Source organism: Treponema denticola (assembly GCF_024181645.1).
Classification (GTDB): Bacteria; Spirochaetota; Spirochaetia; order Treponematales; family Treponemataceae; genus Treponema_B; species Treponema_B denticola_A.
Genome location: NZ_CP058624.1, coordinates 2,461,144 through 2,473,244 on the forward strand (window position 1 = coordinate 2,461,144; position 12,101 = coordinate 2,473,244).

The window sequence follows — 12,101 nt, forward strand, 5'->3', positions numbered from 1 at the left end:
CAATCCAAGACATGATGTACATCTTATTTTTCCAAGCAGCCCAAAGAAATCAATCTTTGATTAAGGCTTGAAAAGAGCATAATCCTATCGCCTTCAATATCGAATTTTATTTTTTCGCCTATCTTATATGTTATATTTAAAAACACAACACCCGTTAAAAGGAAGTTTCCCACTTTAATTTTGACGGTAGTTTCCATACCTGTGGGCATCGAGCTGTATATAGAACCTGTCAGTTTTCCGTTTTCGTGTATTTTGATAAACTCAGGTCGGACTCCGATGATAAAATCTTTTTCAGTCGGTACCGGCGAATTTAAATCAAACTCCGCTTCATCGGCCTTTGCGATGTGATATTTAAAAGGTAAAATCTTATTTTCCTTTTCTGCATTTTTTGTGCGTTCGGCTTCTTCTTCTCTTTGTTTTTTAATTTCAGCCTCTGTTTGCAAAAGCCATTCTTTATAATCTATTTTTTGAGCGGGCTTAAACTTAAATTTCAAGCCTTCTAAACAGCTTAAATTAAAATCTCCTTCTGCAGAAGTTTCACCCGCAGCTTCTATAAAATTTATCGAAGGATTTCCTATAAAGTCTGCGGTAAATAAGTTTACCGGTTTTTCATAGATATCCAAGGGAGCATCATATTGCTGCAAAAGACCGTTATCCATCAAGCATATCTTTGTTGCCAGAGTCATAGCCTCCAGCTGATCATGGGTAACATAGATAAAGGTTGATTTTGTATCCAAATGAAGGCGCTGCAATTCGCTCCGCATTTCAAGCCGGAGTTTTGCATCAAGGTTTGAAAGGGGCTCATCCATAAAAAGCACCTTGGGCCCGGGAGCTAAGGTTCGAGCAATAGCAACCCTTTGCTGCTGTCCGCCTGAAAGCTCATTGGGATACCGATCCATAAACATTCCGATTTTTACGATGCGGGAAACACGGCGGACTATTAAGTCTATTTCTTCGTTTTCGAGCTTGCGTATTTTTTTTATAACTTCGCCTTTTTCATCTACAAGTTCGTAGTTATCATTTACCGAAAACCCGTTTTTCTTGTGCTTCTCTAAAAGAGATGCCCTCTTTTCATCCAAGCCGGAAATTATTGCCTTTACTTTTTCTTCACGATTTTCAGTTTTTTCAAGCCCGTAAGACAAAATCGTTTTTGCCGTATATTCTGAAATAATAAAGTTGTCTATTAACTTTATCAAGGCTGTTTTTTCATCAAGTCTATTACCTTTTTTCTTGTCTTTAGTCTGCGAGTCGATAATAATTTCCACAGCTTTTCCACATTCATTTAAAATCTTTTTTAAGTCATCTATTCTTTTAATTTCAAAATCGCAGAGAGGCATGAGCTCTTTGATGTTTTTTAAGCCGAAACTTATGTTTTCATAAACGGTCATATTCGGCCAAAGGGCATAGTTTTGAAACAAAAAACCGACCTTTCTTTTATTTGCAGGAATGTTTATACCTTTCTCGCTGTCAAAAACCGTTTCCCTGTCGATGACTATCTTTCCGCTTGTCGGAGTTTCAAGACCGGCAATCATTCTAAGCGTTGTTGTTTTGCCGCAGCCTGAAGGTCCCAGCAGGGTAATAAACGAATTATTTTCTATGGTTAAATTTAAATTATCAGTTCCGTAAAATTTTCCCCATCTTTTGGTAAGGTTTTGTAAAATTATCTCAGGCATTATCTTCCTCCTAGTCCTGAATCAATTCCGGCCTTTGTAAGCTTGTTTAATCCGAAATTTACGGCCAAAATAAATATAATTAAAATTAAGTTGATTGCACTTGAAAAGGCGTATAAGCCCATTTCGTCATAATAGTCAAGCATGGTTGTGCTTATCTTGGATTGACTGCACAAGAGCATAAATAAGGTTAATTCCCGAACGCAGGTTATAAAGGGCAAAAGATAACCGCTTAAAATTGCCGTCTTTTGAATGGGAATTATTATCCTTGTCATACGCTTATGCCAGGGCGTATCCTGTATCAAGGCCGACTCTTCTATTTCATTGCTGATTTGAAGCATCGAGTTAAGAGAGCTTCTCGACGAAAAAGGAATATACTTAATTGTTCCGACTATTATTAAAAGTAAAAATGTATCATATATTCCCAGCATAGACCCGAATATAAAGAAGGCTATACCAACTGCAAGCGAAGGCAAAAGGTAGGGCAAAAAAGCTATGTCGTTTACATAATTTGCAAACTTGTTTCTTCTATGCTTGCTTACCGAATAGCCTATCAAAAGCCCTATCGTTCCTGCAAGGAAGGCGCAGAAAAAGGCAACAATCATTGTTCCTTTAAAACTCATCCAAAAGGCACGGTTATATAAAATACCGAATTGTCCGTACATACCGACATCTTCTGCCGAGTGATGTGTCCACCATTTTAAGGTTAGGTTTGCAAAATTACCCGTCCTAAAAAAGCTGTAGTCTCCAGGGTTAGGCAAAAAGGTTTCAAAGGCAAAGGAGATAACGGGATATATTCCGGTAAATAAGGTAAAGATAATTAAAATTGCAGGAATTAAATATTGCCCGATTTTTCCCACATTTACCTTGCTTACCTGTCCGCTTTTTCCGGTAATTGTCGTATAATTTTTTCGGGATTTCATGCTGAGCCTGTTTGTAATCAGTATTAAAATTCCGAAGAGCATCATCACTACGCCGATAATACTGGCCTGCCCCGTTCTTACAACCTTTAAGTCTATATATTTGGTGGAAAGGGTTGTCAGTTTTAAATAGTGAGGAACCGGATAGCTACCCATAGCACTGCCGAAAACGAGCAAGATGGTCGACAGGATGGCAGGTCTTAATAAGGGAAGGGTTACTTTGCGGAAGATTTTTGATTTTGAGGTATTTAAAATCAAGGCGGCTTCTTCCAAATTGGAATCCATATTTTTAAATATGCCGCCTATTAAAATATATGCAAAGGCTGCATAGTGCAAGGACAGAACAACAATTGCGGGAAATAGACCCTCAGCCCACCATGCAGGCATTGTAACTCCGAAAATATCTGCAAGTATTCCGTTAGAGCCTCCTGTAACGGCAGTACTCTTAAATAAGTTCATCCAAGTAAGAGCCAATGTCCACTGAGGCATTATATACGGAAAAATAAAAACGACATTCAGATATCTTTTGCATTTTATATTTGTACGTGTAATCAAATATGCAAAAATTCCGCCTATTAAGATAGCCCCTATACAGCTGAATATCGCAAGCAGCAGAGTGTTTGTAAGCGGGCTCCAAAAATTCCTTATAGCAAGAGAGCCGGTAAAAATATCTTTCCAGTTAAAAACGGTAAAACCGTCAGGCCCATGCATAGCATCTATGGTACCGGGATGAACCGTAATTGTATCCAAAAGAATAGTTACTATCGGAGCTATAGTCGTAACAGAGAGCACAACACCGAATATAAGCAATATCAGGTTTTGAGGTTTTTTAAAAAAATCCTTACTTTGATTTAAAAAAACCGGAATTGTCTTAGCCAAAATCTCCTCCACACATTATCTTCCTTACGATTATACTATAACTCGAGCATTTATGCAATATTATTCTTTACCGCACAGGCGGACGCATACATTTAATAATAAAGCCTCTAAAAACCTGACATAGTTTTTAGAGGCTTAATAAATTCATATTAATTTTTTAATAATCTTTTAGTTTCTTAAGGAGCTGATCCATTCACCTACGGTAAAGGTTACACTTGCACAGTATACGGGCTCTTCGACAATTAAACCGCCCTTTCCTTCACCTGTCCACCAGTCATAACCTCTATCGTTTTTAGCGGGGAATTTATTTATTTTTTTGGTTTCGCCGTTTACTTCTTCATCAACATATCCATCCATGCTGTGATCTTGATTGATAGCAGGATTGGAGCTGTATCCGCCCATGTCCTTTCCCCAAGGATGGAAGCCTTCCTTTGTCGTTACCATGTAAGCGATAAAGGCACATGCTGTCCAAGGAAGAGGAGCATTGTTTAGAACCTGCAAATAGTGCTTATATGCATAGCCTCCGAAGCCGATATATCCGTCCTGATAAGCAGCAACGGTAATATTGTTTACGGAAGATTCGTCTGTTTCCTTTATAGAACGTAATTTGGAATAAACCAATAAACCTGTTTGATCTTTAGAAGATTTTTTTACTAAGTCTACGCTGATGGGGCCGTCATCGGTTTTCATATTAAACTGAGAAACAAATAGTTTGATCCATGCGAGTGCATACTTACCGTTTTCGTTTAATCCAAGCTCTTTAGCCGTTTTTTCCAAGCCGTCAATTATGGGCTTAAAATAAGCTTTATCGGCCTCAGGAAGAGCATCATAAGCGGCTTTTACAACCTTCGAATACTTTTCATGAGTAAGCATGAGCAAAAAGTTTTTTCCGATAGGTTCGGATTCCAAACCCATAAACAGGGGGCTTTGACCTTCTTTTACAAAATCCCAGACATTTAAAAAATTATTTGAAGCTTCGACATTATTGTACATAAAAACTTTACTCAAAGTTTGCAAGGCCAAGGGATTTCCGTTTTCTTTCATGTCGGCACCCATAGATTCCTTCCACTCTTTAGGAACAAAATTATGTAAGATGCCCGTATCAATCATCTTAGCCTTAATCTGAGCACCATCCTGAATAAGAGTCATAGAAAATTCGGGATTAACGTTCTTATTATCGTTTGTAAGCTGGTCAAAAATAGTATTGTTCTTAGGCTGAGACCAATCTATTTTTCCGGTATAGTCCGGATATTTTGCCTTCATTGCCTCAACAAAGGTCTCTCCTGCTGTCTTACCTCGGCTTGAGTTACCCAAACCTTTTAGAACCTTTCCGTTTGATTCTTGATAGGCCTTTTCGAAAAGCTGATCAAGAGTCATACCTTCGGCTTCCTTTATTACTTTAAGAACAGCGTTGTTCTTTTCCGATTTGCCGCCGCAGCTGGAAATTGCAAGCAATAGCAGTGCGATTGATAATACTGAAATAATTTTTTTCATTTAGAATCTCCCTATGGAATATATCTTTCTATAAATATATTACATATTCTTTAAATACACAAGAGCTATTTACTTCTATGTATAAAAATAAACGATACACCTTATTTGAAAAGGTTAAAAATTTACGATATAGTACCTAGTTTATTTGCAAAAAAAGATATATAATGTTAGAATGTGCTTATACTTAAAGGAGATTTTACGTGTTTTTTGACAATTATCCTATCAAACTTTCAGATACAACGAAGCCCTTTTTTTTAAAAGGTCTAAAAACCGCTCCGGCTATTTTACTGATTCATGGTTACACGGGCTCTACGCGTGAAATGATTTGGCTGGGTCATCAGCTAAATGAAGCCGGCTACAATGTCTACATACCTCGGCTTCCCGGGCACGGCACAAATAAGAATGATTTTTTGGCTAGTAACTGGAAGGATTGGCTGCGCAAAGTTTGTGATGAGTACATTGATCTCTGTGCAATGTATGAACGAGTTTTTGTCGGCGGTCTTTCGATGGGGGGGGTACTAACCTCTCTGATTGCAGCACGTTTTAATCCTGAAAAGATATTTTTATGTGCTCCGGCTTTTATTGCAAAAGATAATCGGATAAAACTTACTCCTTTTTTAAAGTTTTTTGTCAAAAAGGCATCAACCGTCAAAAAAACTTATGAAAATGATCCCGAATACGGCAGAGCAATAGCGGACTACAATGGTATAGAGTATTTAGAAAAATCTGCGGACTTGTATAAACTTCAAAAATTAGCAATAAAAAATATGATTTTTATCAAATCCCAAACTCTTACAATTTTATCAAAAGCAGACAATTTAGTTTCATTTAAGGTAAAAGACCTTATGGATAAGAATTTAAGGACTCAAAATGAGTATCTTATACTCGAAAAAAGCAGTCATGTTGTTACAAATGATATTGAAAAGGAACTTGTTGCAAAAAAAATAATAGAATTCTTAAAGGATTAAACTTTTTAATAAAATTTACCGATAATATTGCAGGATTATTGTATATTTAATATGACTTTTTTCTAAAAGAGTGATATACTTATACTATATGGTTACAAGGAAGTATTAATGAGAGACTTTGATTACTATAAAAAGCAGCCCAAAGCTGATACTCATAATCATCTGAATTTAAGTATGAATTATTCCGATTATAAAAAATGGGCAGGCTTTGAAATTCCTAATTTTCCTCGAAAAATGAACGGTCTTGATGAGATGCATCAGATAATCGGACAATATACCCGTCCTGCATGTACCACAGCACAGGACGTTATCGATCTAATCGAGATGTCCATAAAAAGTGCAATTGAAGACAATGTTGTATATATTGAAGGTTCTGTCGATATAAGTTTTATCAAGCAGTTTAATGAGAATTTGGATGCTTTTCTGAAAGGGATAAGCGATATAGTAAAAAAATATAAAAATAAAATCAAAATCATTCCCGAACTGGGAATATCAAAGACCATAGATCAAAGTTTTTTAAAACAATGGATAGAACCAATGATGTCATCAAAGGTTTTTAAAAATATAGACCTTTACGGCCCTGAAGTTTCCGAAGGTATTGAACAGTGTGTATATATCTTTAAATTGGCCGAAAAATACGGCTTAAAAAAGAAGGCCCATGTCGGCGAATTTTCAGATGCGGCTTCAGTCAAGTATTTTGTTGAAATGTTTAATTTAGACGAGGTTCAGCACGGCATAGGGGCAGCCCAAAACGATAAGGTGCTGCAATTTTTAGCCGACAGAAAGATACGCTGCAATGTTTGTCCGCAGAGCAATGTAATGCTGGGGGCAGTCAAGGATCTAAAATCTCATCCGTTACGAAAAATGATGGATGCAGGAGTTCCTATAAGCATAGGAACCGATGATATTCTGTTCTTCGGAAAAACAAACAGCGAGCAGTTTTATGACCTTGTCAAGGTAAACCTAATAACCGAAAAAGAAGCCGATAAGCTGATGTCTGTCAGATAATTTAAAATAACCCTAATATCATTTCGCCGAATACATCATAAAATAATTTTGCAATCAGTAAAATTATAACAACAATCATAAGAGGCCTGATAAATGCTGCACCTTTCTTTAAAGCAAATCCGGCACCTAAGTAATTACCGATAATACCGCAAACAGCAGCAGGAATTGCAATTGAAAAAATAACCTTATTATTCAAAAGAACGGCCGTCAACGAAGCATAATTTGAAGCGAGGTTTAAAAGCTTGGCATTCCCCGATGCCGTTTTTAGGTCATACCTCATCCATGCAGAATAAGCTATAATCGCAATCGTCCCTGTTCCCGGCCCTATAAGCCCGTCATAAAAACCTACACAAGCACCTATCAAGGCAGCCAAAGCAAAAGCCTTTTTTTGAGGTATTTCCTTTGATTTGTTTTCATTGCCGAAGTTCCGTTTTAGCAAAAGAATAAAAGCTATTGCCGGAAGTATTAAAATCATAGCTTTTTTTAGAAAAACTTGGTCTATTCCCAAAGCAATTTTCATTCCCAGATATGAAGAAATAAAAGAAAATAAGGCAGAAACTAAGGCTATCCGCCACTCAAGAGCTCCATGCTTAAAAAACCTAAAGGCCGAAAAAGTTGTCCCGCAGGCTGCCGAAAACTTATTACAGCCTATAGCCGTATGAGCCGGAAGCCCTACAAAAAAATAGGCCGGAATAGAAATAAGTCCCCCGCCGCCGGCAGCCGAATCTACAAAACCTGCAAGAAAAACACAAAAACATAAAAAAATCATTGCCTGTATCGATATATACATAAATTATTCTCCTCCACATCAATTTAAATCTACATTAGCTTTTGTTTTATCTTCATGGTGTAAGAACATAAAAAGAGCTACTGCAAAAATTATGGCAAAACCCAAAAGGCTCCACCGATCGGGAAGTTCTCCTAAAAAAGCAAATCCGAAAATTGCAGAAAAAACTATTTGGGTATAATCATAGACCGAGATCGAACCTGCCGGAGCATGGGCATAAGCTGCGGTTACACAAAACTGACCCCCTGTCCCAAAAAGACCAGCAATTAAGAGCATAATGATTTGATAAAGGCTCATCGGATGATAAAAAATAATAAAAACCGGAAGCAGCATTAAAATCGAAAAAAATGAAAAGAAAAATACGATTAGAGGCCCCTTTTCTCCTTTAAGAGAAAGACAGCGAACGCAAGTATAGGCAGCTCCTGCCATCATTCCTCCAAAAGCCCCTATAAGAGCTGCAATCACATGGCCTGTATCTGCAAAGGCCGGTTTTATTATAAGAAGACTTGCCGAAAAAGCCGTGATTACCGCAAGGATTTGATACAGCTTTATTTTTTCCTTTAAAAATAAAAAAGAAAACAGAATGGCAAAAAAAGGAGCCAGCTTTGCAAGAATAGAAGCATCCGCAAGGAGCATGTGCTCTATCGCATAAAAGTTTCCGACAATCCCCATAGTGCCGAAAATTGCCCTCATAAAAAAGAAGGGTAGATTTTTTTTATTCAAATGAAATTTTTCCTTTGAATTTATAAGCACGGCAAAGGATACAACAGCCGCTATTAGATTCCTAAAAAAAGCCTTTTGCATTGAAGGCAAACTACCGGCAAGCTTTGCCGACAAATTCATCGATGCAAAGCAAAGAGCCGACAAAATTAAAAACATAATGCCCTTTTGTTTCGATGTTAATTTCATTTTTTCAACTCCTAAATAATTTTTATCACATTATCAATTATAAGTATCTTGTTTCTGCAAGTTATAGGCAAGTTAAAAACCGCTACATATAGTGTTAATATTAAGATACAACTCTGCATATTGTGTTGATAAATCACCTCCGTAATAATCCTGCAAGTTACCGGCAAGTTAAATCATGCCCAAATTGGAATATATTTACTATGCTTTGGCGCTGTCTCCTCTAATTTTTTGATATATTGTTTTTTGCATGCTTCTTTAATTAGTCTTGAAATACTAGCCGATGAAGAAGTTGGTAATCCAAACCTCTCACGTAATGAGCTATTAGTTAAAAATTCACTTTGAATATATTTAATACACGCATGCATATAGCAGGACCAAAGCTTATCCTCCGGAAGCAAATCAAAAAAGCCTATTTTCGAAAATAAGACAACCTTACTATTTTCTTCATATATTTTGATTTGAGGTGTCGGTAATTGCTGAAGTTCACAGGAGATAACTATCTTATCCCAACCGGTACCAAGCTCTTCACACATTTTTAACCGCCTCATTAATGCTGCTAATTTTTCATTTCTTGATTTCGGAGGATTATCAATAATTCTGTTAATATCAACAAGGGGAATACCCGGATTTGTAATTTCAATGCGATTAGTAAAAATTTCTATCACAACACCTGTTCCGGTTATAGAAAAGTCCTGATGAATCAAAGCATTGGCTACTGCTTCTCTTAAAGCAATTGGTGGATAAGATAATTCTTTATGTCTTATAGCTCCATTGATGACTTCCTTGGAAGGTAATAATGCTTCAATATATTTTAATAATCCGTCAAAACCTAAGACATATCCCTTATTACTAACATCTTCTTTTAACATTTCAAGTCTGTTGTTACCTTTATATTGTACCACTCTGACAGCCTTCCGTTCAAGTCTCGGAAAATTAGATAATTCTTTTGCAAATAAGATAGCCCCCATATTTGTTATAGCATATAAATCATTATCTTGTTTTTTTATAACACCTTCTTGTACCATATAATGAATCATAGTTTCAAACTCGGTTGGTATAGGCTCTTTTTTTATATCAAAATATACCGAAAAATCTAAAAATTGCACTACTTCCATAGCCGTTAAATCATTTTTTGCATATAACTCTTCAAAACGATTATTTCTTATTTTATCCCACAGTTGAGCTTCCATCTGCGGATAATCACTCAATTTTTTTGTATAGGTACCAACTTTTATATAAGCCGTTTTTTTAAATGTTACAGGCTGACTTGTCGGTTTATGTATAGTAAGAACAACAATGCTTTTTTTATTATTTTTCTTATCCTTCATATAAATTGTTTGAAATTTAAAATCTGCATTTTTTGATACTAAATTTCTAAGCCAACTTTCAACCTCTTGATTTCCAACTTTTAGGGTATATTGATCATAATCTGTACCTACAATATTATGATTTTTATCATCAATTCCCCATATCATATAGGCACAAGGTTTATCTGAATACACGGCACTATTAGCTAGAGCACTTATATTTTGCCCAATTATTTCGGGATCATAATTATTGTGTTTGAACTCAAACCAATTTTTTTCACTATCATATTTTATTAAATTTTCAACTAATTTCTCCAAGTTTTCCATAAATTATAAATCCTTTGGCATTTTACAAAAACAAGATATTCTTTTACATATCCCATATATCATACCTGCTCATGCCTTCATATTCATAAGATGCCTGTATACCCCTCATATAAATTTTCCTATTTTGAATATCATCGGTCAGAGCAGATTCCAATAAAACCTTAAGTTCCAGACTGTTTATCGGAGAGCGCTCCATCGCACTTAAATAAGGAAACTTATCTATCTTTGACCAATCAACACAGCGTCCCAGACGGTGTTTTAAAAGAGCATCCAGCCATATCCTCATACTTCTTCCATTGCCTTCTCTAAAAGGATGAGCAACATTTAGTTCTACATATTTATCCACAATTTCGTCAAAGGATTCCGACTTCATCTTATCGATTATTTTAAGGTTTTCAGCCAAAAATAAAATCGGAGCAAAGCGGAAATTCCCCTTTGAAATATTTACCTTTCTAATCTCTCCTGCAAAATCAAAAATATCTTGAAACAGGTACCGATGTATTTCTTGCAAACCCTTAAAGGTTCCAACTTCAATATTGTCAATTAAATTTTTATCCCAAAGTTCGAGAGCCCGCATCTTTGTCAGCTTTTCTTCATCCTTCATAGCTCATCTCTCTAAAATATTTTTCTAAAATTTTTTTGTTCTTTTTTGCTGGTATATCCCATTGCCTCGTAGAATTTATGAGCTTCGGTACGGCCTACACTTGAAACAAGTCTTATACCTGCGGCACCGGTTTCTCTCGCCCAAGATTCAGCCTGACTAAGAAGGGCTCTGCCTATTCCCTGCTTTCGGTATGAGGGATCAACGGCAATACCTATAATATTTTTTAAGCTGTCACTAAAAGAACATTCATAATCGGAAACATGTACATAGCCGATTAATTTACCGTCAACAAAGGCTCCAAAAACTTTATCGCCATTGCTGGTCAAAATTTTTTCCAACTGTGTTTTTGTTTTTTCCAAAGGAAAATCATAACCCAGAGCATTCTTATTTAAGTTCCAAATATCTTTATAGTCATCTATAGTAACTTCTCGTACTACCATAACAGCCTCCTCATAAGTTTTCTCCAAGCCATAGAATGGCCTCATCCAGCATTTGAATACTTATATAATGGTTCATTCTTTCGACGCTCATAAGCCTTAAAAGCTCCTTGTTTTTATAAAGCGGTAAGGTTGAATCGTAAAATTGTTTTTGGATTTTATAAGAAACTAGGGAGTCCTTTATTCCGTGTAGTAAGAAAAGAGGACGGTTTAGGAGCTTACCGATGTTTTGAGCGGGATCGGCTTTTTTTGTTGCCTCATCAAATTCGATATGAGCTTCATCATATTCTTTTTCGATTTGAAGGATTGCATTTTGCCAATCGCAGGCACCGTTAAAAACGACCGCAGTTTTTACGCTTGGATTATGGGTAAAGATTCCTGCCGTAGTAAAGCCGCCCATAGAATGTCCTGAAACGGCAAGGCGGTTTTTATCGGCATTACAATTTTTAACGGCATAATCTTTTAGTACGGAAAACTCGGCAAGGTTTTGCATAATTGTAGGCAAAAAAAATTCGTTTAAAGCCTTATCATAATCTTCAAACTTATTTCTTTCACCGTGATGGACTGCATCGGGTAAGATTACCTGATAACCCAAAGTCGAAAAAACATAGCCCATCAGCTTTTGCTTATTTTTTTCTGAAGACCAGCCGTGATAATAAAATACGGTAGGAAAAGGCCGAATAAAGCCGCTTGTTTCTGAAGGATAAAAACGCAGACAAGGTATTCCCTCAATTTCTACACGCTCTTCGATTATATTTTGATTTTTGTATTTGCCCATAGCTTTGCCCCCT

11 protein-coding genes are annotated in these 12,101 nt (G+C 36.4%); 2 read left to right on the plus strand and 9 right to left on the minus strand.

Features of this window, described 5'->3' with window-relative positions; translation table 11 throughout:
- Positions 1-23 precede the first annotated feature (23 nt).
- The 3 genes from HO345_RS11555 to HO345_RS11565 all read right to left on the minus strand — a co-directional run bounded on the left by HO345_RS11555 (position 24) and on the right by HO345_RS11565 (position 4,963).
- On the minus strand, positions 24-1,673 hold the full coding sequence (locus HO345_RS11555; RefSeq protein ID WP_253683026.1) for an ABC transporter ATP-binding protein: 1,650 nt from the start codon (positions 1,671-1,673) through the stop codon (positions 24-26).
- Positions 1,673-3,481, minus strand: coding sequence for an ABC transporter permease (locus HO345_RS11560; protein WP_366796396.1), 1,809 nt, complete (start codon positions 3,479-3,481; stop codon positions 1,673-1,675). The genes HO345_RS11555 and HO345_RS11560 overlap by 1 nt, the downstream gene beginning before the upstream one ends.
- Positions 3,482-3,637: 156 nt before the next feature.
- On the minus strand, positions 3,638-4,963 hold the full coding sequence (locus HO345_RS11565; protein ID WP_253683028.1) for a hypothetical protein: 1,326 nt from the start codon (positions 4,961-4,963) through the stop codon (positions 3,638-3,640).
- Between the two features lie 200 nt (positions 4,964-5,163).
- Here HO345_RS11565 and HO345_RS11570 point away from each other — a divergent pair, with 200 nt between their 5' ends.
- Together HO345_RS11570 and HO345_RS11575 are read left to right on the plus strand one after the other, a co-directional pair.
- Positions 5,164-5,931, plus strand: a complete 768-nt coding sequence (locus HO345_RS11570) for an alpha/beta hydrolase (RefSeq protein ID WP_253683029.1) — start codon at positions 5,164-5,166, stop codon at positions 5,929-5,931.
- A 108-nt stretch (positions 5,932-6,039) separates the two neighbouring features.
- The gene (locus HO345_RS11575) at positions 6,040-6,939 is read left to right on the plus strand and encodes an adenosine deaminase (RefSeq protein WP_253683030.1); all 900 of its coding nucleotides are present in this window, start codon (positions 6,040-6,042) and stop codon (positions 6,937-6,939) included.
- A gap of 1 nt (position 6,940) precedes the next feature.
- On the opposite strand, the gene HO345_RS11580 is transcribed toward HO345_RS11575, so the two are convergent.
- The 6 genes from HO345_RS11580 to HO345_RS11605 all read right to left on the minus strand — a co-directional run bounded on the left by HO345_RS11580 (position 6,941) and on the right by HO345_RS11605 (position 12,088).
- Positions 6,941-7,729 (minus strand): sulfite exporter TauE/SafE family protein, encoded by a 789-nt coding sequence (locus HO345_RS11580; protein WP_253683031.1) that lies wholly within the window; start codon positions 7,727-7,729, stop codon positions 6,941-6,943.
- A gap of 18 nt (positions 7,730-7,747) precedes the next feature.
- Positions 7,748-8,635: a DMT family transporter gene (locus HO345_RS11585; RefSeq protein ID WP_253683032.1), complete on the minus strand. Its 888-nt coding sequence runs from the start codon at positions 8,633-8,635 to the stop codon at positions 7,748-7,750.
- Between the two features lie 173 nt (positions 8,636-8,808).
- Positions 8,809-10,269 carry an ATP-binding protein gene (locus tag HO345_RS11590; protein WP_253683033.1) on the minus strand — a complete coding sequence of 487 codons (1,461 nt, stop codon included), beginning with the start codon at positions 10,267-10,269 and terminating at the stop codon, positions 8,809-8,811.
- A gap of 43 nt (positions 10,270-10,312) precedes the next feature.
- Positions 10,313-10,873 (minus strand): protein adenylyltransferase Fic, encoded by a 561-nt coding sequence (gene fic / locus HO345_RS11595; RefSeq protein WP_253683034.1) that lies wholly within the window; start codon positions 10,871-10,873, stop codon positions 10,313-10,315.
- An 11-nt stretch (positions 10,874-10,884) separates the two neighbouring features.
- Positions 10,885-11,313: a GNAT family N-acetyltransferase gene (locus tag HO345_RS11600; protein WP_253683035.1), complete on the minus strand. Its 429-nt coding sequence runs from the start codon at positions 11,311-11,313 to the stop codon at positions 10,885-10,887.
- A 10-nt stretch (positions 11,314-11,323) separates the two neighbouring features.
- Complete coding sequence (locus HO345_RS11605; protein ID WP_253683036.1) at positions 11,324-12,088, minus strand: prolyl oligopeptidase family serine peptidase; 765 nt, start codon at positions 12,086-12,088, stop codon at positions 11,324-11,326.
- Positions 12,089-12,101 lie beyond the last annotated feature (13 nt).

What these genes read in the sequence shown, in the direction of transcription:
- HO345_RS11575 (WP_253683030.1), top strand. Translation starts at nt 6,040, where the DNA reads ATGAGAGACTTTGATTACTATAAAAAGCAGCCCAAAGCTGATACTCAT.
- HO345_RS11565 (WP_253683028.1), bottom strand. Translation starts at nt 4,963, where the DNA reads ATGAAAAAAATTATTTCAGTATTATCAATCGCACTGCTATTGCTTGCA.
- HO345_RS11580 (WP_253683031.1), bottom strand. Translation starts at nt 7,729, where the DNA reads ATGTATATATCGATACAGGCAATGATTTTTTTATGTTTTTGTGTTTTT.
- HO345_RS11600 (WP_253683035.1), bottom strand. Translation starts at nt 11,313, where the DNA reads ATGGTAGTACGAGAAGTTACTATAGATGACTATAAAGATATTTGGAAC.
- HO345_RS11605 (WP_253683036.1), bottom strand. Translation starts at nt 12,088, where the DNA reads ATGGGCAAATACAAAAATCAAAATATAATCGAAGAGCGTGTAGAAATT.
- HO345_RS11590 (WP_253683033.1), bottom strand. Translation starts at nt 10,269, where the DNA reads ATGGAAAACTTGGAGAAATTAGTTGAAAATTTAATAAAATATGATAGT.
- HO345_RS11555 (WP_253683026.1), bottom strand. Translation starts at nt 1,673, where the DNA reads ATGCCTGAGATAATTTTACAAAACCTTACCAAAAGATGGGGAAAATTT.
- fic (WP_253683034.1), bottom strand. Translation starts at nt 10,873, where the DNA reads ATGAAGGATGAAGAAAAGCTGACAAAGATGCGGGCTCTCGAACTTTGG.
- HO345_RS11585 (WP_253683032.1), bottom strand. Translation starts at nt 8,635, where the DNA reads ATGAAATTAACATCGAAACAAAAGGGCATTATGTTTTTAATTTTGTCG.